The organism is Bacillus sp. FSL R5-0659, assembly GCF_038008785.1.
GTDB classification, from domain to species: Bacteria; Bacillota; Bacilli; order Bacillales; family Bacillaceae; genus Bacillus; species Bacillus safensis.
Genome location: NZ_JBBOZU010000001.1, coordinates 1,832,516 through 1,854,567 on the forward strand (window position 1 = coordinate 1,832,516; position 22,052 = coordinate 1,854,567).

16 protein-coding genes are annotated in these 22,052 nt (G+C 42.4%); 7 read left to right on the forward strand and 9 right to left on the reverse strand.

Annotated elements, in window-relative coordinates; translation table 11 throughout:
• Positions 1-68: 68 nt before the first annotated feature.
• From NSQ72_RS09175 to NSQ72_RS09185, 3 genes are all read left to right on the forward strand, one after another.
• Complete coding sequence (locus NSQ72_RS09175) at positions 69-971, forward strand: LysR family transcriptional regulator (RefSeq protein WP_034280677.1); 903 nt, start codon at positions 69-71, stop codon at positions 969-971.
• Between the two features lie 94 nt (positions 972-1,065).
• Positions 1,066-2,802 carry an ABC transporter ATP-binding protein gene (locus tag NSQ72_RS09180; protein ID WP_058837894.1) on the forward strand — a complete coding sequence of 579 codons (1,737 nt, stop codon included), beginning with the start codon at positions 1,066-1,068 and terminating at the stop codon, positions 2,800-2,802.
• Positions 2,795-4,624, forward strand: coding sequence for an ABC transporter ATP-binding protein (locus NSQ72_RS09185; RefSeq protein WP_058837895.1), 1,830 nt, complete (start codon positions 2,795-2,797; stop codon positions 4,622-4,624). Before NSQ72_RS09180 ends, NSQ72_RS09185 begins: the two co-directional genes overlap by 8 nt.
• 49 nt (positions 4,625-4,673) lie before the next feature.
• On the opposite strand, the gene NSQ72_RS09190 is transcribed toward NSQ72_RS09185, so the two are convergent.
• Complete coding sequence (locus NSQ72_RS09190; protein ID WP_268503148.1) at positions 4,674-5,501, reverse strand: MerR family transcriptional regulator; 828 nt, start codon at positions 5,499-5,501, stop codon at positions 4,674-4,676.
• 87 nt (positions 5,502-5,588) lie between these two features.
• Between NSQ72_RS09190 and NSQ72_RS09195 the strand changes: the two genes are divergently transcribed.
• A complete protein-coding gene (locus NSQ72_RS09195; protein ID WP_341083890.1) occupies positions 5,589-6,152 on the forward strand; it encodes a GNAT family N-acetyltransferase in 564 nt (187 codons plus the stop codon).
• A gap of 68 nt (positions 6,153-6,220) precedes the next feature.
• Here NSQ72_RS09195 and NSQ72_RS09200 read toward each other — a convergent pair whose 3' ends face one another.
• From NSQ72_RS09200 to proC, 3 genes are read right to left on the reverse strand one after another with little or no spacing between them, the layout of a single operon-like run.
• Positions 6,221-7,489: a glutamate-5-semialdehyde dehydrogenase gene (locus NSQ72_RS09200; RefSeq protein ID WP_341083892.1), complete on the reverse strand. Its 1,269-nt coding sequence runs from the start codon at positions 7,487-7,489 to the stop codon at positions 6,221-6,223.
• 18 nt (positions 7,490-7,507) lie between these two features.
• The gene (gene proB / locus NSQ72_RS09205) at positions 7,508-8,626 is read right to left on the reverse strand and encodes a glutamate 5-kinase (protein ID WP_341083894.1); all 1,119 of its coding nucleotides are present in this window, start codon (positions 8,624-8,626) and stop codon (positions 7,508-7,510) included.
• 27 nt (positions 8,627-8,653) lie between these two features.
• Positions 8,654-9,499 (reverse strand): pyrroline-5-carboxylate reductase, encoded by an 846-nt coding sequence (gene proC / locus NSQ72_RS09210; RefSeq protein WP_260776092.1) that lies wholly within the window; start codon positions 9,497-9,499, stop codon positions 8,654-8,656.
• Between the two features lie 422 nt (positions 9,500-9,921).
• On the opposite strand from proC, the gene NSQ72_RS09215 reads away from it, so the two are divergent.
• Complete coding sequence (locus NSQ72_RS09215; protein WP_064497459.1) at positions 9,922-11,118, forward strand: cytochrome P450; 1,197 nt, start codon at positions 9,922-9,924, stop codon at positions 11,116-11,118.
• A gap of 131 nt (positions 11,119-11,249) precedes the next feature.
• Positions 11,250-13,292 carry a molybdopterin-dependent oxidoreductase gene (locus tag NSQ72_RS09220; RefSeq protein WP_064497460.1) on the forward strand — a complete coding sequence of 681 codons (2,043 nt, stop codon included), beginning with the start codon at positions 11,250-11,252 and terminating at the stop codon, positions 13,290-13,292.
• Positions 13,293-13,537: 245 nt separating this feature from the next.
• Here the strand turns inward: NSQ72_RS09220 and NSQ72_RS09225 are convergent, their stop codons facing one another.
• The 3 genes from NSQ72_RS09225 to xylA form a co-directional block, all read right to left on the reverse strand.
• Positions 13,538-14,224, reverse strand: coding sequence for a glycoside hydrolase family 11 protein (locus tag NSQ72_RS09225; RefSeq protein ID WP_064497461.1), 687 nt, complete (start codon positions 14,222-14,224; stop codon positions 13,538-13,540).
• A gap of 87 nt (positions 14,225-14,311) precedes the next feature.
• Positions 14,312-15,811 carry a xylulokinase gene (gene xylB / locus NSQ72_RS09230; RefSeq protein ID WP_064497462.1) on the reverse strand — a complete coding sequence of 500 codons (1,500 nt, stop codon included), beginning with the start codon at positions 15,809-15,811 and terminating at the stop codon, positions 14,312-14,314.
• Positions 15,812-15,846: 35 nt separating this feature from the next.
• Positions 15,847-17,184 (reverse strand): xylose isomerase, encoded by a 1,338-nt coding sequence (xylA, locus tag NSQ72_RS09235; protein WP_064497463.1) that lies wholly within the window; start codon positions 17,182-17,184, stop codon positions 15,847-15,849.
• Between the two features lie 210 nt (positions 17,185-17,394).
• On the opposite strand from xylA, the gene xylR reads away from it, so the two are divergent.
• Positions 17,395-18,555 (forward strand): transcriptional repressor XylR, encoded by a 1,161-nt coding sequence (gene xylR, locus NSQ72_RS09240; protein ID WP_064497464.1) that lies wholly within the window; start codon positions 17,395-17,397, stop codon positions 18,553-18,555.
• Between the two features lie 47 nt (positions 18,556-18,602).
• Here the strand turns inward: xylR and NSQ72_RS09245 are convergent, their stop codons facing one another.
• Together NSQ72_RS09245 and NSQ72_RS09250 are read right to left on the reverse strand one after the other, a co-directional pair.
• On the reverse strand, positions 18,603-20,210 hold the full coding sequence (locus tag NSQ72_RS09245; protein ID WP_064497465.1) for a glycoside hydrolase family 43 protein: 1,608 nt from the start codon (positions 20,208-20,210) through the stop codon (positions 18,603-18,605).
• Between the two features lie 24 nt (positions 20,211-20,234).
• On the reverse strand, positions 20,235-21,626 hold the full coding sequence (locus NSQ72_RS09250) for an MFS transporter (protein WP_039179225.1): 1,392 nt from the start codon (positions 21,624-21,626) through the stop codon (positions 20,235-20,237).
• Positions 21,627-22,052 lie beyond the last annotated feature (426 nt).

A 22,052-nucleotide genomic window follows, 5' to 3' on the forward strand; every position in this document is an offset into this window, starting at 1 on the left:
GATATAAACAATATATAATTTAGATCAAAACAATCTCTTTTTGAGATAGATGGGTGTGAAGTGCAAAAATGGAGCTTCGTCAGTTACGTTATTTTGTAGAAGTCGCAGACCGTGAACACGTGTCAGAAGCGGCTGAAAACTTACATGTTGCCCAATCTGCCATCAGCCGGCAGATTGCGAATTTAGAAGAAGAACTTGGAGTGGCCTTATTCGAACGAGAAGGACGAAATATCAAATTAACGAAGATCGGCAGACAATTTTTAGATCATGTCAGAACTGCACTCAAAGCCATTGATTACGCAAAAGAGCAAATTGATGAATACTTAGATCCGCACAAAGGGACGGTGAATATTGGCTTTCCTACAAGTCTAGCAAGCCAAGTGCTCCCTTCTGTCATCTCCGCCTTTAAGCAGGAATATCCAGAGGTCGATTTTTTACTTCGTCAAGGATCCTATAAGTTTCTCATTGAAGCCGTTAAAAATCGTGATATCGATCTTGCCTTTTTAGGACCTGTACCGACAAACGATTCTCAAATAGAAGGAAATATTTTGTTTTCTGAAAGCATTTATGCCCTTTTACCGGTTAGCCACCCCTTTAGCGGACAAAGGAGCATTCATTTAAGTGATTTAAGAAAGGATCATTTCGTGTTATTTCCTGAAGGGTATGTGCTGAGACAAATTGCGGTTGATGCTTGCAAGCAGGCAGGCTATGAGCCTACCATTTCATCTGAAGGAGAAGATTTGGATGCCATAAAAGGTCTCGTATCGGCAGGTATGGGCGTTACCTTATTACCCGAAAGTGCCTTTTATGAAACAACACCGCGATTTACAGTGAAAATTCCGATCGATTTTCCTCAAGTGAGAAGAACGGTTGGCATTATTGCATCTAAAACGCGAGAAATGTCTCCTTCTGCCCATGATTTTTATGTGTTTGTGAAGGATTTCTTTTCTAAAATTGAACAATATAAATAATTCACTAAAACAAGACATTTCATTTGTAGAAATAATCCCTCTTTGTATATGATGGGTTACAGAACAAAAGACTATATGGAAGAAAGGTATTTGTATGAAATCAATTTTATCATTTTTAAAGCCGTATCGGCTGTCCGTTGTGTCCATTGTTATTCTCACCTTTTTAAGCAGTATGCTCCAGCTGTATTTACCGACGTTAACAGCAGATATCGTTGATGTCGGAATCGTCCAGGGAGATATTGCTTACATATGGAAGGTTGGCGGTTGGATGGTGGCTTGTTCTTTACTCGCCATTTTGCTCACCATTTGGAAATCTTACTTGTCATCAAAGACAGCACTAGGCTTCGGCCGTGATATGAGAAGACAGCTGTTTGTACATGTCGAACAATTTTCATTAGAGGAATTTCAAAAGATCGGCACGTCTTCCTTTATTACAAGATCAACAAATGATGTGAAACAAGTCCAAGATGTGACGATCATGATTTTACAAATGATGACGCGGGCTCCGCTTATGCTTGTGGGAGGAATCATTTTGGCTGTTTCCAGGGATGCTGTCCTGTCTCTTATCTTTTTAGCAGCCCTCCCCCTTCTTGGCGGATTTATTTATTTGGTGTCAAGAAAAGCCATTCCGCTATTTGGCCAGCTTCAGAAAAAAACAGACCGGCTGAATTTAATTATGCGAGAATCTCTTTCAGGCATCCGGGTCATTCGTGCATTTAACCGTGTGGATGATGAAAAGGAGCGATTCCAAGAAGCTAACACCTCCTATAAGGATACTGGCCTTAGAGTCAACCGATTAATGGCTTACTTGTTTCCATTTATGCTGATCATCATGAACTTCACGAATATCGGTATTGTCTGGCTCGGGGCAAACCGAATTGATGCCGGAGAAATGGAAGTTGGGAATCTCATTGCCTTCATTCAATATGCGATGATGATTTTAATGGCACTGATTATGCTGTCGATGAGCTTTATTATGGTTCCAAGAGCACAAGCATCAGCTAAACGTATGAATGAAGTGTTAAACATGGAACCAAAGATTAAAGACAAAGAAGTGTCTATGACTGAGCTTCACGAGCCCGCGCAATCCATTCGCTTTGAGGATGTGTCATTTTATTACTCAAATGCAGAGAAACCGGCCGTTCAAAACATCACGTTTGAAGCCAAAACTGGCGAAACAACAGCCATTATCGGAAGTACGGGTTCTGGGAAAACTACCCTTCTCCAGCTGATGACGCGCTTTTATGAAGTGACAGAAGGCCGGATTACACTAGATGGTGTAGACATTAGAGAGCTGCCACAGGAGAAACTGAGAAACCAGATGGGCTATGTCTCGCAAAAAGCTGTTTTATTCAGCGGAACCATTGCCGAGAATGTGCGCTTTGGCAATCAGGATGCAAGCGATGAAGACGTCTGGCAGGCGCTGCGAACTGCGCAGGCCGAGGAATTTGTTTTGCAAAAAGATGGCGGAATTGATGCAGAAATTGATCAGGGTGGTTCAAATCTATCGGGCGGCCAAAAGCAGCGGCTTTCCATTGCAAGGGCGCTAGTGCGAAAACCATCATTCTATTTGTTTGACGATAGCTTTTCAGCACTTGATTACAAAACAGATGCAAAGCTGCGGGCATCATTAGAAGCAGAAAAAGCACATGCAGCCCTCATCATTGTCGCTCAACGAATCAGCACAGTGAAGCATAGTGATAAAATCATTGTACTTGATGAAGGGAAAATCGCAGGTATCGGAACACACGAACAATTAATAAAGGATAATCTTGTGTACCAAGAAATTGTCGCATCACAGGAAGGTCAGGAGGTGAGCGAGGATGAGTAAGAAAATGTCTTCCGGCATGGGCCATAAAGGCGCCCACCCTAAAGGGCCAGCCGCAAAACCGAAGGAATTTAAGAAAACACTGCTTCGGTTGACAGGCTATTTAAAACCAAGAAAATTTCAGCTGATCATCGTCTTTATTGCAGCAATTGGTTCAACTGTCTTTAATGTCATTAGTCCAAAGCTGCTTGGGGATGCCACCTCTTCCCTATTTGACAGCTTTACGAATGGAACAGCTGTTCAATTTGATGTCATTTCACGAATACTTTTGCTGCTTGTCGTCCTGTACGTCGTTGCTTCTCTCTTTTCATTCGTTCAGCAATATGTCATGGCCGGTGTCTCTCAACAGACCATTGCTGAATTACGCCAGGAAGCAAATGACAAGCTCACACGTCTCCCCCTTCGTTATTTTGATAAAACAACCCACGGGGACACACTAAGCCGTGTGATGAATGATATCGATAATATTAATACATCGCTTCAGCAGGCGCTCACCCAAGTGATTACATCTGTTATTACAGTCATTGGAATTGTCGTGATGATGCTCTTCATCAGTCCGCTGCTTACGCTGCTTGTTTGTTTGACGCTGCCACTCAGCCTGTTTGCGATTCGCGGCATTACGTCATTTTCACAAAAGCATTTTAAAGCGCAACAAAAAGAGCTTGGGACGATCAATGGACATATTAATGAGATGTTCACAGGTCATCAGACAGTCCGTGCGTATGGCTACGAAAAGAAAGCGATCGATACATTTGATCAATTAAACGAAAAGCTATATGAATCCTCAAGGAAAGCGCAGTTCATTTCTGGTTTAATGATGCCAATGATGACCTTTATCGGGAACCTTGGCTATGTGGCAGTCAGTGTAGCCGGCGGGATTCTTGTCATTAACGGGAATATTCGTGTCGGGGATGTGCAGGCGTTTATCCAATACACACAGCAAATGTCTCAGCCGCTTGTGCAAGCATCAAGCGTCGCAAACTTAGTTCAATCAGCGATCGCTTCTGCTGAAAGGGTCTTTGAAATTCTTGATGAGGAAGAAGAAAGTACCGAAGAAGATGAGGCAATTGATCTTGCATCACTCTCAGGTGATGTGAGCTTTGAACAAGTTCAATTCGGATATGAAAAAGATCATCCGATTATTAAAGATTTGAATTTAGATGTGCAAGAAGGACAAACGGTTGCCATTGTCGGACCAACAGGCGCAGGAAAAACAACCATCATCAATCTTTTAATGCGTTTTTACGAATTAGATCAAGGCTCCATACGCATTGGCGATGTCAAAACAACTGATCTCAGCCGTCAGCAAGTACGAGAATTATTTGCGATGGTTCTTCAGGATACGTGGCTCTTTGAAGGAACGATTTACGACAACATTGCCTACGGCAGGCAGCACGTTTCCAAAGAGGATGTCATCAAAGCCGCCAAACATGCCTATGCGGATGATTTCATCCGTACACTTCCAGATGGATATGACACACTGTTAACAGAAGATGCCGGCAACCTGTCACAAGGTCAGCGCCAGCTGTTAACCATTGCCCGTGCCATTTTATCTGATCCAAAGATCTTGATATTAGATGAAGCAACAAGCAGTGTGGATACTCGGACAGAGATGCATATTCAAAAAGCAATGAATGAATTGATGAAAGGCAGAACGAGCTTCGTGATTGCACACAGACTTTCAACAATTAAGGATGCAGACCTCATTTTAGTTATGAAGGATGGAAGCATCATAGAAAAAGGATCGCACAGCGAACTTTTAAAACAAAAAGGCTTCTATGCAGATTTATATATGAGTCAATTTGCCGAAAATCAAGTTGGTTAACATCAAAAAAGAGGGTAAACACGCATGTCACATGCTGTCTACCCTCTTTTCAATTGTTATCTGCTCGCTTCTTCACTTTTACACTGAGCTTCGTTATATACTCTGCTTCATCTTTAGACATGAGCGAATGAAGTAAATACTCCTCAAATACATCTCCATCCAGCAACATGCCCTCTTTCTCGATTTCATCTAATAAATGCGAATAAGCAGACTCAATCTCATCATATGTTCCTTGATCATACATCACCGCATAGATCCCGCCAGGTTTTTTCACTGCCCCCGGTCCATCCATTCGGCAGAACAGTTGATCTGACTGATGATAGTGGCGCTTACGAAACTGTTCTTTTTTTAAGACAGAACCATTTGCCGCAGCCCCTTTTATGCCAACTTCCTTTAAAAATTCCCCTACAATACGCGATATTTCTTCTACAGGTGTATTTAAGTCGATCGGGTTTGATGCACTTAGTATGACTGGTTCTTCTGGCAGCTCTTGAAACAGGACCTCCCCTATTTTCACAGTTGATAATTCATGCGTTGTCTCGATCACCCGCATAAGAAAAGCTTGGATATCTTGCAGCTTTTCAATCTCTTGTTTGACCTTTTCTACTTGGTCGGCCGCTAGGCTTTGCAGTCTCTCGCGAGAAGGTTCTGTGAAATATTGTTTTAACTCTTTGATTGGAAATTGAACAGCCCGCAAGGATTGAATCGCAATAAAATGGTCAAATTGCTCAAGTGTATAGTAACGGTAGCCATTTTCATGAACACCAGCCGGCTTAAATAAATCGATTTTATCATAATACAGAAGCGTATCTTTTTTTACATCAAATAGCTTGGCAAATTCTCCAGTGAAAAACGTTTTTTGCACATCATTGATCATGATGAAGGCTCCTTTCTTGACTATGGAGTTACTCCATCCTTTATCATAACATGCAGAAACACCATTACGCAGGGAAAGGATAAGAAAATGAACAAAATAACTCAACATGAAGTGACATTAGCACATGCAAATAAAGAAGATTTCCCTTCTATGAAAAAAGAGCTTCAGAAAGCTTTTACAGCTGGCGTGATCGATGCATTCGGCGATGCGCAGGATGGACCGATTCCACCAGATGAAGTGATTGATGAATCTTTTCATTCGAATGAACACATTGTTTATCATATTATGCTAAATGGTGAAAAGGCAGGCGGCGTTGTCATCAAAATCAACCAAGAGACACATCACAACTCGGTTGATTTGCTATACATCTCATCATCCTCTCACGGCCGGGGCATTGGTCAGGCCGCATGGAAAGCCATCGAGGCGCAATATCCAGAAACAATTGTATGGGAGGTTGTGACCCCATATTTTGAAAAACGCAACATTCATTTCTATGTCAACAAGTGCGGCTTTCAAATTGTTGAATTTTATCACTTACACCATCCAGACCCAAACGCACCTCGTGAAGCAGATCAGGGCAATGAGACTCTAGCACCTGAGGAATTTGAATTTTTTAAATTTGAGAAGGTGATGAAGAAAAACGGTTCATAAGGATGATAACATGCATTATAAAGTTAAAAACACTACCTCATAAAAAGGTAGTGTTTCTTGAATCTTTTCTATCTTCTAATCTGACCGTCGCCACATAGAAGCAGCTTAGTTGTCGTGAGTGCAGGAAGTCCCATTGGCCCTCTTGCGTGGAGTTTTTGAGTAGAGATGCCGATTTCAGCTCCATAGCCAAGTGCGCCGCCGTCTGTAAAGCGAGTCGATGCGTTATGATAAACAGCCGCCGCATCGACTTCGTTTAGAAACGTGAGTGCATGTTTTTCATCTTCTGTCACGATGGCTTCTGAATGCTTTGTGCCATACTGATCGATATGGCTGATCGCTTCCTCGATTGAATCGACTACCTTCACTGCAAGATCAAGACTTAAATACTCATCTGTCCAATCTACTTCCCCAGCAGGAACCGCATCTGAAAAGTAAGACTCTGCTGCCTGATCTCCATGTACAGTGACACGGTGCTCCTGCAAAGCTTCATTTAATGAGGCTGCATTCTCTTTCAGCCAATCGCGATGAATAATCAGTGTCTCAAGTGCATTACATACAGCCGGACGATTCGTTTTCGCATTGATCACAATCTCAATGGCTTTTTTCACATTCGCGGTTTGATCAATAAAGACATGACAGTTTCCTGTCCCTGTTTCAAGCACTGGAATAGTGGATTCCTCCACCACTGTTTTAATTAAAGAAGCGCCGCCTCGCGGAATTAACACATCGATCCATTCTTTAAGTTGAAACATCGCCTGAACCGATGAACGGTCTGTTTGTTCAATCAATTGCACCGCATCACGAGGAATTGTTGTTTGATCCAATGCTTCATGAATCACACTGACAATGGCTTTGTTGGAAGAAATAGCGGAGGAACCGCCTTTTAAAATCACTGAGTTGCCTGCCTTTAAGGCAAGGCCTGCTGCATCGACAGTGACGTTCGGTCTCGCTTCATAGATCATCCCGATCACGCCGAGCGGTACTCTTCGGCTTTTCACATGTAAGCCGTTATCAAGAGTCCATTCATCCAATATTTCTCCAACAGGATCTGTTAATCTCGTCACAAGCCGCAAACTTTCAGCAAACTCATGAATTCTTTCTTCATTTAACATTAACCGATCTAAGAGTGCCTCCGAGAAGCCCTTTTCTTTCCCAGCATTTAAATCTTTTTGATTCTCCTGTAAAATGAAGCGGCTTTTTTGCTCTAACGCTTCTGCCATTTTAAGCAGCGCGTCATTCTTTTCCTCTGTCTGAAGTAAACTTAGTTTTTTTGAAACGTGCTTTGCTTTTTTCGCTTTTTCTTTGACCGATGTGACAACTTCAGCTGTCAGTGTCATGGAATTCCTCCCTTTTGGTTAACAAACTGGAATCGATAAATCTAAATGACAAACAAATGCTTCAAGATCGACGACATGAACGATTTCATCTTGTAACAAGTCACTCTTACGTGCGAGTTCATCTGACGCATAATTCACAATACCAAGCCCTATTTCTCTTTCATCTTGATCTAAAATACGGACGACATCGCCTTTTTTAAATGAACCTTTCACACTGACAATCCCATCAGAATCAAGACTTCCCTCTCGGTGCATGAGAAATTCCTGTGTTTTCTCTTGAACCACGATCTCACCTTTTGGTCCAGAATGAAAGGCAATCCACTGCTTCTTATAGTTCAGCGGCGCTACATTTTCGTCAGCGGTAAAATAAGTCCCGTCCTCTGTCCCATTGATCGCTTTGTCTAAAATGTGAGGCGTATCTGCTTTTCCTAAAAAGCCATTGATACCTGCGGCCATTGATATTTTAAAAGCATCGAGCTTTGATTTCATTCCGCCTGTACCTATGCTGCTGCCTGCGTCTCCAGCAGCTGCTTCGATGTCTTCTGTAATGTCAGTGACTTCAAGAATTCTCTTCGCATTTGGATTTGTATGAGGATTATCTTCATACAAGCCATCAATATCAGATAAAATGGCAAGGAAATCCGCATCAATTAAGCCAGCTACTTTTGCAGACAATGTATCGTTGTCTCCAAACTTCAACCGATTGATCGTCACTGTATCATTTTCGTTAATAATAGGGATGATGCCTCGATCTAATAACACATTCATTGTGTTGCGCACATTTTGATAGCGCGTTTCATCAGAAAAATCACTTCTTGTGATTAAGAGCTGTGAGGCAATATAACCGTGTGATAAAAATAAAGTAGAATATGATTCCATTAAAAGCCCTTGCCCAATTGAGGCAGATGCCTGCTTTTCCGGCAGTGTTTTCGGTCTATCGATAAATCCTAGTTTTCGGTAACCAGCTGCCACCGCACCAGATGAAACCAAAATGACTTCGTGTCCTTCATCTTTCAGTTTCACAATTTGATTGACGAGGTTTTCTAGTTTTTTCAAACTAATCTCACCTTGAAAGCTAGTAAGAGAGCTGCTTCCGATTTTCACAACAATTCGTTTTCTCTCTTTATCTGCGTACACCTTATCACTCCTGCATCTGAATTCTATTTATATAGATACTTTTTGTTTTTGCTGATTGCTTATCTCTTTTGATCGATTGGCAGCATGTTTGACAGCCTGCTTGATCGCTTCTCCTCCGCCAAAATCATCTAATGCATTCAGTCCAGCAGCAGTTGTTCCATTTGGTGACGTAATTTTCTCTCTTAGGACTGAAGGATTTTCCTCTGTTTCTTGGAGCATTTTTGCCGCACCGAGGAGTGTCTGCGCGCCAATTTGGCGAGACAATTCCTTTGATAAACCTGCCTCTTCTCCTGCTTCTTCGATTCTTTCCATTAAGAAATAAAAGTAGGCGGGCCCGCTTCCAGCAATTCCAGTAAAGATATCCATTTGCTCTTCCTGAATGGTATAGACTTCGCCCATTTCAGATAAAAGAGCCTGGCTTATGCTCATATGGTCGTTTTTCACATAACGTCCAGCAGATAAAGCAGTCGCTGATGCCCCGATCGTACTTGAGGTATTTGGCATGACCCTTATAACAGGCTGACCTTCGTGCAGCATGTCTTCAATATACGATAGCTTAACACCTGCAAGGACAGACATGATAAGCTGATCTGGCTGAATACGAGATTTTAATGATTCCAGTGCTGCTTCAGCATCCTTTGGCTTCATGGCCAGGATCAACATATCCATTTCTTCAAAAGGAAATGAATCCATTGCGGCTGTTTGAATTCCGTATTGTTTCGTTAATTCATTCAATCGAAGTTGATTTTGTCTGTTTGTTGCGTAGATTTGGCCAAGCGGCATCTGTCCTGATCGCACAATCCCTGCAATCATTCCTTCCGCCATAGAACCTGCTCCAATGAAAGCAACTTTCTTTTGATCAATGATATTGATCCTCTCCCTTGTTCGCTTTTTGTTCGCGTTTTTCACACGTTAGTTATCGTAACATGATGAGAAATCGTGTCAAGAAAGAGCCAGCGCTTTTCAAAAGTCCCGAATGCATGGCGGACAGCTTGCTGCAAGTATGTTAGCCGTGTTTTTGAAAAACAGCAATTTAGATCAAAAGAACTATGATCATTTGAATCATAGGACCCTTTCATTCGACTGGATTCCCCATTTTATTTTTGGTTTCGGTGACTTCAATTCTATTTTTTAGAAAGCGCTCTCATTTTAATCACTTTCTATTTTCCTATTTGGTGAATGTGCTTGAATCTTTCGATTAGACTATTGACATATTTTAGAAAACATGTCCGTTGAAATGATATTTTACTGGTGATACCGTGAAAGAGAAATCATGTGAAAAAGGAGCGTTCATAATGAAAGTGAAAGAAAACTATATCAATGTGATTCCAATGAAAGAAATCCGTTCTACCGATGACCTTCTTTTCCCATTCCCTATTTACAATGAGCTGCGTGCTGAAAGTGATATTAGATTTGATGAGACAAGAAAGTGCTGGGATCTCTTTCGATATGCGGATATCCAGTCTGTTCTAAAACAGCCTAAAGTGTTCTCTTCACAGCGGGGAAGAAGCACGTCTAAAACAAGTATTTTAACGATGGATCCTCCAAAACATACAAAGATGAGAGCGCTCGTGAATAAAGCATTCACTCCAAAAGCGATCAAACAATTAGAAGATAAGATCAAAGACCTGACACATGATCTATTAAATCAAGTCAAGGATCAACGTACGTTTGATATCGTGCAAGATTTAGCAGCGCCCCTGCCAGTAATGATCATCGCTGAGCTTCTCGGTGCAGAGGTGCAGGACAGAGAGCTGATTAAAAAACATTCTGATGCCCTTGTGGCAGGTGCTAAGGATGAATCAAAAGAAGCCATTCAGGCTGTTGTAGATATGCAAAAACGCGCTGAAGAGGAACTGTCCGTTTATTTTGCTCAATTGATCAAAAAACGAAAAGAAACGCCTGCGGATGACTTGATCTCGCTTCTCATTCAAGCGGAAATCGATGGAGAGCGTTTAACGGAGAATGAACTGCTTGGCTTTTGTATTCTATTACTTGTTGCAGGCAATGAGACAACGACCAATTTAATAACCAATGCCGTACGACTGCTGACAGAGCAGCCGCATATCGCTGAATCCGTTCGACAGGATCCCTCTCTTATTCCTCAATTAACTGAGGAAACGTTACGGTATTATCCGCCTGTTCAAGCCATTGGCCGAATCGCCGCAGAGGATGTTGAAATTGCTGGCGCACGCATTGAAAAGGGAGACTACCTCATCGGCTGGGTTGCTTCAGCAAATCGGGATGAACAGAAGTTTGAAGATCCAGATACGTTCCGGCTTGATCGGAAATCAAATCCGCATATGAGCTTTGGGTTTGGCATTCATTTCTGTCTCGGTGCACCGCTTGCCCGGCTTGAAAGCAACATTGCGCTTGACGTTTTACTCCATACGTTTCAAGACATCACCTGCGCTGCAGATCAGCTAAAACCTATTCAAAGCACGTTTGTGTTTGGTGTGAAAGAATTTCCTGTACAAGTCACCCGTTTTTAAAAGTCCCTTTTTCAGGGGCTTTTTTTCATTTTCTTCAATTCATCATCTCTTTCTTACCTTCCACCTCCGAACATGCTAAAATAAAGTCCATACAAAGCGATAACGGAATGCAGAAAGGAAGCCGAAAACTCATGACCGATTATACAGCAATGAAAGACGGAATTTTCAAATCAGTTTGTTCGTTAGATTGCCCGGATCAGTGCGGTCTTTTAATACATAAAGAAAATGGAAAGATCGTGAAAGTGCAGGGAGATCCGGATCACCCTGTCACACAAGGAAACATATGCAACAAAGTGCGTAATGTCACAGCCCGTTTATACGATGAAAAAAGACTGACCACTCCTTTAAAACGTGTTGGTAAAAAAGGCGAAGCACAGTTTGCACCGATTACGTGGGAAGAAGCCATTGAAACCATTCGTCAAAAATGGACAAAGCTGATCGAAGAAAAAGGGCCAGAAAGCATTCTGCCTTATAGCTTCTATGGGAACATGGGCAATCTCAACGCAGAAGGAATGGACCGCCGCTTTTTTTATCGTCTTGGTTCAAGTCAGTTAGACCGGACGATCTGTCAGTCAGCGGGAACGACTGGCTATAAATATACAATGGGTGCAAGCATTGGGACAGACCCTGAAGACACCATTCATACGAAACTATTTATCTTTTGGGGCATCAATGCCGTATCGACCAATATGCACCAAATCACCTTGGCACAAAAAGCGCGAAAGCAAGGAGCTAAGATTGTCGTGATTGATGTTCACAAGAACCAAACCGGCCGGATGGCAGATTGGTTCATTCCGCTTCGACCTGGTACTGACAGTGCGCTTGCCCTTGGCATCATGCATGTCCTTTTTAAAGAGGAACGTACAGATGATGCCTTTTTAGAGACTTACACGGTCGGCCATAATGAGCTGCGCGAGCATGTGAAGCAGTATGATCCAGACACAGTTGAGCGAATCACGGGTGTCCCTAAGGATGACATCATGACACTAGCTAGAATGTACGCTGAGACATCACCATCTCTCATTCGCATTGGGAATGGTTTGCAGCACCATGATAATGGCGGGATGAGTATTAGAACGATTTCCTGCCTCCCTGCCCTGACTGGTCAATGGCTGCACAAGGGCGGCGGCGCGATGAAATCAAACTCTTCTTTTCTTAGCTATAATGAAACAGCTCTTCAGCGGCCGGATTTATTAAAAGAACGCACACCTAGATCATTTAATATGAACCAGCTGGGAAGTGTGCTGACAAGCGCAGAGCCTTCCGTTGATTCTCTCTTTATCTACTCGTGCAACCCAGCAGTTGTAACACCTGAAGCGAATAAAGTCAGAGAAGGTTTGCTGAGAGAGGACTTATTTACAGTGGTTCATGATTTATTTCTCACAGAAACAGCGGCGTATGCAGACATTGTCCTGCCGGCGACATCTGCCTTTGAAAATGAGGATTTCTATACATCATATTGGCATCATTATATTCAAATTCAGGAGCCAGTGATAGAACGCTACGGAGAAAGCAAATCCAATACTGAAGTATTCCGCCTGCTAGCTCATGCGATGGGTTTTGAAGATCAAGCCTTCCGAGAGACAGATGCTGAGCTCATGGAACAAGCTCTTCATCATCCAGAAAATCCGCATTATGAGGACATTTCATACGAAGCATTAAAAGAAAAGAAATGGATCAAAGCAAAACGTGGAACTTTCGAGGAATTAAAGCTTCAAACCCCAAGCGGAAAAATTGAGCTTTATTCTGAACAAATGAAAAAAGACGGGTATCCAGCACTTCCAACCTATGTGCCCCTTTATCAGGAAAGCGATTATCCGCTTACCTTTATACCGGGGCCGAACCATAATTTTTTGAATTCCACCTTCTCACTTCATGAAAAGCATCAAAAGCTTGAGAAATTTCCGAAGCTGCACATGAATGAACAGGATGCAAAGGAAAGAAAGATTGAAGATGGTGACATGGTGCGTGTGCTGAACGATCGAGGAGAATGTGAGCTTGTCGTGTCAGTCGGTCACAATGTTTTATCTGGTGTTGTGGTCAGTCAAGGGTTATGGGCAGATCAAAAAGGGAAAAAACATTTAGTGAATGGGTTAACACCTGATCGATTGGCAGATATGGGCGGCGGCGCGACGTTCTTTTCTGGCAGAGTCGAAGTTGAAAAATTATCTTAGAAAAAGTAAAAGCCAGCAAAAAACTGCTGGCTTTCAGATTGTTGACAAAGGGCTAAAATAATCTTGATTTTAGCCCTTTGTCTTCTTTTCAGCGTGATAGAAAACCTTTGAAGTCTAGGAAGCTCGAGCACTGGAGCGGAGCGAATTTGACATTCGTGAGCACCAGCGCGCAGAGCTGACAACGAATGCGAGGGTTTGTCTACACGCTGAAAGCCAGCAAAAAATGCTGGCTTTTTGATCTGCTTTTATCGTCCAATAAACAGCTGGTTGGTCATCACATTCGCACTTCCGCTGCTTTGGTAGCCTTCTACAGTAAATGCCGTTTCATACATTTTACCCATTGGCATGCCTAAGCTTTCCCATTTATTAAAATGCGCACTGACGGAGACCGTTCCGCTTGTACGCTTGGTTTGACGTACACTCCAATATTGCTTGAAGGTCGCAATCCCGATAATAGAAGGCTGATTGACGCGGGTCGTTTCATAAATGTCATATGTGCCTCCATCGGCATAAAATGATCCTTTATACGCTCCTGTTGGACGATATGTGCCCCATGAATCAACAATGTAGTATTCTGCTAATGGAGATTGTGTCCAGCCATAGACACATAAATAGGAATTCCCGCCTGGGTTAAAGTTTGCGTTGTAATTGATGGAGATGTTGCCAAGCTGATGATGAGTTTTAGTGGTATCAAACTTCTTTCCTTTCCGAAATAAAGCATTTCCGATACTGTTCCAGCCTGCAGTAAATGCCCCGCCGTTATTGAGTGTCATTGAGGTGTTTCCATAATCCTTCCATAATTCATAATCGTATCCGCTATGTGTACCCATTTCATTATTATAAATCGTTTTCGCATCAGCTGGTACAGCCGTCAGTGTCAGCACAAATCCAATACACACCACAAACAAAAGCCTCAATCTTTTCAAATTCATTTTCCATCCCTCTCCTTTTTTCACTCGTATTGTTCTGTCATCCCTAAGGTGAAAAACCCATCACCTCCTTTCATGTAGCCTTCTCTGTTAGATGGAACGATACGGCTTTAACCCAGCATGGATGTCTCTTGTTTGTGTATAAATCCTTTGATACAAATGAAATAGATCAGCATATACTTCCGCATGCTGCTGCTCTGGCTCATAAACAGCAGCTTGATGGATCAATTGATTAGCACATGCTTCAAGTGACGGATACCACCCGCAGCCAACCGCAGCAAGCATGGCTGCACCTAATGCAGGCCCTTGTTCATTGTCTAACTGGATGACGTCAGCCTGAAAAATGTCTGCTTGCATTTGAAGCCATGTACGGCTTCTTGCACCGCCGCCAATGGACACAATAGAATCTATGTTTTTTCCTGCCTGCCGGAATAATGCGATAGATTCATTCAGCGAAAAGGTAATTCCTTCTAAAACAGCCCTGACAACATGTGCCCTTTCATGCCTGCTGTCTAATCCAATCAAGCTGCCGCGAATGGTCGAATCCGCATGAGGTGTTCTTTCCCCAACTAAATAGGGAGTAAAGAGCAATCCTTTCGCTCCTGGCGCAACATGAGCCGCACCTTCTAAAAGTGATTGGAACGATTCCTCAGGTGCCAGTAAGTGTTTTGCCCAGTTAAGACTATATCCCGCTGAAAGGGTGACGCCCATTGTGTAAAAAGCGTCTTTTTTTGCATGGTGAAACAAATGCAAATTCCCCTGAAGTTCCCTTTCATGATCTTCTTCGTAGGAGAGAATGACACCCGATGTGCCGATGCTGCATAACGTGCGGTCAGAGGATAAGATGCCAGCACCAATGGCTCCGCAAGCATTGTCTGCCCCGCCGGCAAAAACCTTCACGCCTTCTTTCATCCCAACATCACGTGCAATGTGCGGCAAAAGTGTACCAACCTCCGCCTCTGATGTGACAAGTGGCGGGCAAATATGAGGAGAAATATCAAATGCCTGACAAATCTCCTCACTCCACGTCTGTTCACCGATATTTAACAGCAAAGTGCCAGCCGCATCAGAATAATCAATATGGACAGCGCCTGTTAAACGAAATCTGACATAATCTTTTGGGAGTAAAAACATGTCGATTTGTTGATCAATATGTGGTTCATGTTCCTTTACCCATAGTAATTTAGGCAGTGTGAATCCTTCTAACGCCTGGTTTTTTGTGATCTTTTGCAGCCGGTCCCCCAGCTTTTTTGTCATGTGTTCACATTGTGCTGTTGTTCGTGTATCATTCCATAAAATTGCAGGACGGAGCACTTCACGAGATTCATTTAATAGAACCAACCCATGCATCTGTCCGGAAAAGCTGATGCCTTCGACTTGCCTTGAATGAACAGGCTGCTTTGCCATCAGTTCTTTCATCACAGCTATTGTCTGCTCTACCCAATCCTCAGGATGCTGCTCACAATATCCCGGTTTCTCTTGAATGAGGCGGTACGGCTTAGAGGCTTCGCAGCACACCTTTCCGCTCTCATCGACTAATATCGCTTTGACCCCGCTCGTTCCAAGGTCAATTCCCATCACATATTTCATGTTTTCACTCCTTCAAAACAGGTCCGCCCCTTCAATTAATCTTCTAACAAGTATTGATTTAAACGGGCCTTCAGCTGTTCCTCTCTTCCCGATTCGTTTCTGATCAAAGGATGTTTCAGCGCATATTCTTCTAATGTATGAAAGTTTGCCTTCCCTTCTGAAATGTCACGTCCAATCCCTTCAGAAAAGCTGCGATACCGGTGCTTTATCACATCCTCAAACACACGATCTTCTATGAGTCTATGAGCGACCCGCAGTCCCTTTGCGAATGCATCCATTCCGGCAATATGGGCATATAAAATATCTTCAAGTTCAAAGGAAGCTCTTCTCACTTTTGCATCAAAGTTGAGACCGCCAGCCCCTAGCCCGCCATTTTGCAAAATTTCATACATGGCAAGAGTTGTGGCATACAGATCGGTTGGAAATTCATCTGTATCCCACCCAAGAAGCGAATTTCCTTGGTTCGCATCAACAGAACCGAGCAGCCCATGAATTCTTGCGACACGCAATTCGTGCTCAAACGTATGGCCAGCCAGTGTCGCATGATTGGCTTCGATATTTAATTTAAAATGAGAATCTAATCCGTATTGCTTTAAAAAGGCGATGGATGTCGCTGCATCTGTGTCGTATTGATGAGTTGTTGGTTCCTTTGGCTTTGGCTCAATTAAAAATTGACCTGTGTACCCAATTTCTTTTGCATAATCAACAGCCATATGCAAGAAGGCCGCCATGTGATCAAGCTCTCTTTTCATATCTGTATTAAGCAGCGTATCGTACCCTTCTCGTCCACCCCAGAAAACATAATTTTCTGCACCAAGTTCTTTGGCGGTTTCGATGCCTTTTTTAACCTGTGCGGCCGCATAGGCAAAGACATCTGCATGACAAGATGTCGCAGCACCGTGTACAAATCTAGGATGCTTGAACATATTGGCCGTGTTCCACAGCAGCTTTACTCCGCTTTGCTTCATGTATTCTTTCATTCTTTCTAAAATGATGTCTAATTGTTGATTGGTCTCTTGAAGCGTCTCTCCCTCTGGCGCGATATCGCGGTCATGGAATGAAAAATACGGTACATCTAGTAGGTCAAAAAGCTGAAAAGCGACTTCCAATCTAGCTTTTGCTAAATCCATTCCGCTATAGGAGTCCCATGCTCTCTGCATCGTGCCAGTTCCAAACATGTCAGTTCCATCAGCGGTTAATGTATGCCAATAAGCGACTGAAAAACGCAGGTGGTCTTTCATCGTTTTTCCGCCAATCACTTCGCTTGGATTATAGTATTGAAAGGCGAGTGGATTTTTTGATTGTTTTCCTTCATATTGAATTTTGCTGATTCCTTCTAAGCTGTATAACGTTTTCATATTTGATTTAGCCATTCTTCATTCCTCCTGAGTACACTTTGTAAGTTGATTCAACAAACTAATGATCAATGTATGAGAAAATCTCTTTGAATTTTCCATATTTTTTAGTTTTTTAGAAATATTTTCGTTATAATAAAGTTAAAATCATCTTTTTTATCGAATACATACGGAAAAAACCAGCTCTTCTCAACTTAATCTAAAGACGAAACAAATGGAGTGGATAACGTGGATATCGCTGATCAGAACTTTGTAAAAAAAATAAATCAAAAACTATTATTAAAAGAAATTCTCCAGCATGCGCCCATTTCGAGAGCAAAATTATCTGAACGCACTGGATTAAATAAATCGACTGTTTCTTCTCAAGTAAGTACGTTAATGAAGGAACATCTTGTCTATGAAATCGGCCAAGGTGAGTCTAGCGGCGGGAGAAGACCGGTTTTACTGATGTTTAATAAACGTGCTGGCTGCTCCATCGGGATTGATGTTGGTGTTGATTATGTCAATGGCATATTAACAGACCTTGAAGGGGCCATTCTTTACGAAGAGCAGATCAAGCTCCCACCGAGCTCTCCTGATGTGACGATACGTAAATTAATTGAATTAATACAGCAGCTCATCACACAAATGCCCTCTTCCCCATACGGGCTCATTGGCATTGGTCTATGCATACATGGGTTAGTAGATGCAGATGAACAAATCGTGTTTACGCCTCATTCCAAATGGAAAAATGTTGATCTGAAAAAGCCGCTCCAAGACACATTCCAAGTGCCGATCTTCATTGAAAATGAAGCAAATGCCGGTGCATATGGTGAAAAAATCTTTGGTGCCGCTAAACACTATGACCATTTGATTTATGCAAGCATCGGCACTGGCATAGGGATCGGAATCATTATCAATCATCACTTATACAGAGGAGCTTTCGGCTTTTCTGGTGAAATGGGACATATGACGATTGATTTTAATGGACCAACATGCAGCTGCGGGAACCGTGGGTGCTGGGAATTGTATGCATCTGAGAAAGCCTTGTTTCAGTCTCTTCAAACAGATGGTCAGCCCATCTCCCATCAAGACCTGGAACAGCTGGCCAAGTTAAATGATATGAGAACGCTCAATGCTCTGCGCAACTTTGGTTTTTACCTTGGCGTCGGTCTCACAAACGTCCTTCATACCTTTAACCCGCAAGCCATTATTTTAAGAAACAAAGTGATCGAATCACATCAAACGGTTCTACATGTGATTGGGGAGGAGGTATCCTCGCGAATGGATACGCAATTCAGCTCACAGATAGAGCTGCTCCCCTCATCATTAGGACACAATGCACCAGTATTGGGGATGACATCTCTTGTCATAGAAGCTTTCCTGCAAGATGCCACCCTCACAACATGATCTATTTATTTTCCAATAAAGACAGCCCGTAGCGCGTTGTCTTTTTTTTATTCATCTGTTTCCTCATAGCGAAAATAGTGAAAATCAGCAGGCAGACGCTCGCCGCTCGTATCTTGACACTGCATACCGACAAACGCCCCTGTAAAAAATCCCCCACCTCTAATGAAATCATCGGATAAATGGATGGATTCAAGCGGCACATCAATTTCCTTCCACTCTTTTTGATCAAAAGAATAAGAATATTTATATGTCTCTTTCTGAACGGTCACTTTTAAATAGACATAAGTGACCTCGTCTGGAATGATGATTTTATGTGTCAATGGCTGAGAAAAGGCAAGGTTTTCACAGACAGATAGCTCAAGAGTGCGCCCAAGTTCCTCATCATATGTCACCTGAAGTGCTGTCCAGTTTTCCGTATTATAATAATTCACAAGACCAGCGGCTTGCTGAAAGTTTTCTGGGAAGAACGAAACAGCTGTCTCTGCTTCAAAATAAAAGCTTTGCCAGCGCCTTGCAACAAAAGCTTGGGTAAACTTAGACGTTAAAGATTCGTGACCGAATAACCTTAAATGCTGAGGTTTCTCCGTTAATGAACCAATCTGATCGGTAAACGGAATTCTTAATGTTTGGAAGTGTCTATTTAGTGTTGATTCTTTAAATTCATCGACTGTATGATAGGTTGGTGCAAAAACCTTTTCTTCGATCTTTGGCGCTTCAACCTCAAGCGTCCCCTCTTTTCCGCCTACAACATAAGGCCAGCCATCCTTCCATTCGAGCTTTTGTATGGCTGTTTCTCTTCCTAAAGGGCACCACCCTCTCTGTTGAAAAATAGATTCCTTGCTTGATTGAATTGGGCGGCCAGTAAGATGAGCGAGATACCATTCATTTGTATGCGTTTGAACGATTGAAGCATGCCCGCATTTTTGAAGCGGATGTTCAGGCGCATGGAAAGCACTTAAAATCGGGTTATCAGGATGAACCTCATAAGGCCCTTCAATATGCGGGGACCGGGCGATCGTTGCCGCATGCTCATACCTAGTACCTCCTTCTGCCGTTAATAAATAGTAGTAGTCACCGATATGATACAGATGCGGCGCTTCTGTCAGTTTAATCGGTGTGCCTTTAAAAATGACCTTCCTTTGACCGATGAGCTTCTTTTCAGCCACACTATATTCCTGCAAGGCAATACCTGCAAAGGAATGGTGCTTTTCCCTATGATCCCACAGCATATTTAAGACGTATTTCTTCCCGCTTTGATCATGGAATAAAGATGGATCAAACCCAGAGCTGTTGAGCCGGATCGGTTCACTCCAATCGCCGTCCACTTCGCTTGCCGTGACCAAATAATTATGACCGTCTTTAAATGGACCATCCACTACTTTGATATCTGAATAAATAAGCCAAAACTGTCCATCCGCATAGCTTAAGCACGGTGCCCATACTCCGCCAGAATCAGGATTTCCCTTCATATCCAGCTGCGAGGTTTTTTGCAAAGGACGCGCAGCAAGACGCCAATGGACGAGATCCTTTGAATGATAAATTTGCACTCCTGGAAACCACTCAAATGTAGAGACGGCCATATAATAATCTTCTCCGACACGGCAAATACTTGGGTCGGGGTTAAACCCTTTGAGCACTGGATTGGTAATCTTCATTGAACTTCCTCCTCTTTCAGAGACCTACATTTTAAAATCGTCCATATGATCGATATATACCTTGTCTCTGTTCTCAAGCTCCCGTACAACTTTTTTATGTTTTTCTTCATCTAGGTTATAAAAATTAATATCCACCATCGCTAAAATTAGTAAGCATACAGGAATCACCGTTGTCGTGATTAAAATGCCAAGTAATGCTTCTGGTGTTTGCACTTGATTCGCAATATAGCCAAAGCGATCGAGTACAAGCCCTGGCACAATCCCGCCTAATGCCATTCCAAATTTAAAGAAGAATCCGATGATGGCATAGATGAGTCCACCCATCCTTTTCCCTGTTTTATATTCGCCATATTCAACGGTTTCAGGAATGAGCGCCCACATGTAAGCACCGGCTGTAATACTTCCTGCAGCTGCAACGAGCCTGAAAATAAGTATTAAAGTGATTTGACTCGGCGGTATCACAAGTAATGCAAGAAGACCTACGATATTCAGCAATAATGAATAATTCAGCAGCTTTTTCTTTCCTAACAGCTTGTGCAGTTTTGGAATAAACGGCAGCACCATTAAAGCTGGCAGACTGCCAATGAGTCCGTACCATTTCACTAAATCTTCTCTGCCGAGGTTATAGGTCACATAATAGATCCCAACAGAGTTGCTGATCGAGTTCACGCCAAAAATAATAATAAAGAAAATGCTTAATACAACAAGCGGACGATTCACACGTAACTGGACAAAGATATCACTGAACTTAATTTTTTCCTCCGGCTTTTGAAGCGTGACACGTTCATTCGTGCTTTTAAAACAGAAAATAAGTAATGCACCGCCAAGAACGCCGAGAAAAGCCATCGTCATCTGCCAGCCGAGGGCTGTATTTCCTGTTTTATCACTCAAAAAAGTCGCAAGAAAAGGAACAAAAAAAGCAACAACTAGACCTCCGAGATTAGCAAAAAGCATACGAACAGACGTAATACTGACAACCTCTTGGTTATTTCTTGTCATTGCGGATGTTAAAGCACCATAAGGAACATTGATGAATGTGTATGTAAGCGATAAACCAACATACGTGATGTAGGCATAAACGAGTTTACCCATTTCAGAAAGATCAGGTGTTGTAAAGCAAAGGATGGCGAGTACCACAAAAGGAAACGCACCGAATAACAAGTAAGGTCTGAACCTGCCAAAACGGCTGTTCGTTCGATCCACCAATGCACCAATAAACGGATCTGCAAGCGCATCAATGGCCCGAACAACTAAAAACATCGTCCCTGCTGCTGCCGCTGATAAACCATACACATCTGTATAAAAAAATAATAGATACGTAGAGACAGTTGCATAAATTAAGTTACATGCGAAATCTCCTGAAGCATATCCCACTTTTTCAGACATACGAATCTTTTTTAAATTCTCACTTACCATGAGCTTTCTCCCTTCTTCTCTTAGCCTCTTCTAATGAACAGATGATGGAGGGCAGCAGCAGTCAATGCAATGAATATAAAGCGCTTTCAATTTGTTGTAAATGAAGCTGAACATCTAACCCTTTCAGCTTAGCCCACATACGCAGCAAATGATTTGAATGACAGAATCATCCCCTTCAATAGTCGGATCATCACTTAGAACTCATCTTAGTTTATCGACTAAACAAACTAAGATGAGTTCATTTTATAAAATCTGATCTGACTTTTCAATATTTTTCGAAAAAATAATCCAAATAATTGATTTCTTGTCATTTTTCTGCTGAAATGACGTGAAAAACTGAAGTGAATCATTTAATGGTTGCAATTCAGCTCATCCCATGCTATATTTATCAAGCGATGAGCTGAATTGTGTAAGTCGGGTAACATG

Coding starts and splice junctions, on each gene's coding strand:
- NSQ72_RS09220 (WP_064497460.1), top strand. CDS start 11,250: ATGACCGATTATACAGCAATGAAAGACGGAATTTTCAAATCAGTTTGT.
- NSQ72_RS09180 (WP_058837894.1), top strand. CDS start 1,066: ATGAAATCAATTTTATCATTTTTAAAGCCGTATCGGCTGTCCGTTGTG.
- NSQ72_RS09195 (WP_341083890.1), top strand. CDS start 5,589: ATGAACAAAATAACTCAACATGAAGTGACATTAGCACATGCAAATAAA.
- NSQ72_RS09185 (WP_058837895.1), top strand. CDS start 2,795: ATGAGTAAGAAAATGTCTTCCGGCATGGGCCATAAAGGCGCCCACCCT.
- NSQ72_RS09200 (WP_341083892.1), bottom strand. CDS start 7,489: ATGACACTGACAGCTGAAGTTGTCACATCGGTCAAAGAAAAAGCGAAA.
- NSQ72_RS09190 (WP_268503148.1), bottom strand. CDS start 5,501: ATGATCAATGATGTGCAAAAAACGTTTTTCACTGGAGAATTTGCCAAG.
- NSQ72_RS09175 (WP_034280677.1), top strand. CDS start 69: ATGGAGCTTCGTCAGTTACGTTATTTTGTAGAAGTCGCAGACCGTGAA.
- NSQ72_RS09225 (WP_064497461.1), bottom strand. CDS start 14,224: ATGAATTTGAAAAGATTGAGGCTTTTGTTTGTGGTGTGTATTGGATTT.
- NSQ72_RS09250 (WP_039179225.1), bottom strand. CDS start 21,626: ATGGTAAGTGAGAATTTAAAAAAGATTCGTATGTCTGAAAAAGTGGGA.
- xylB (WP_064497462.1), bottom strand. CDS start 15,811: ATGAAATATGTGATGGGAATTGACCTTGGAACGAGCGGGGTCAAAGCG.
- NSQ72_RS09245 (WP_064497465.1), bottom strand. CDS start 20,210: ATGAAGATTACCAATCCAGTGCTCAAAGGGTTTAACCCCGACCCAAGT.
- xylA (WP_064497463.1), bottom strand. CDS start 17,184: ATGGCTAAATCAAATATGAAAACGTTATACAGCTTAGAAGGAATCAGC.
- NSQ72_RS09215 (WP_064497459.1), top strand. CDS start 9,922: ATGAAAGTGAAAGAAAACTATATCAATGTGATTCCAATGAAAGAAATC.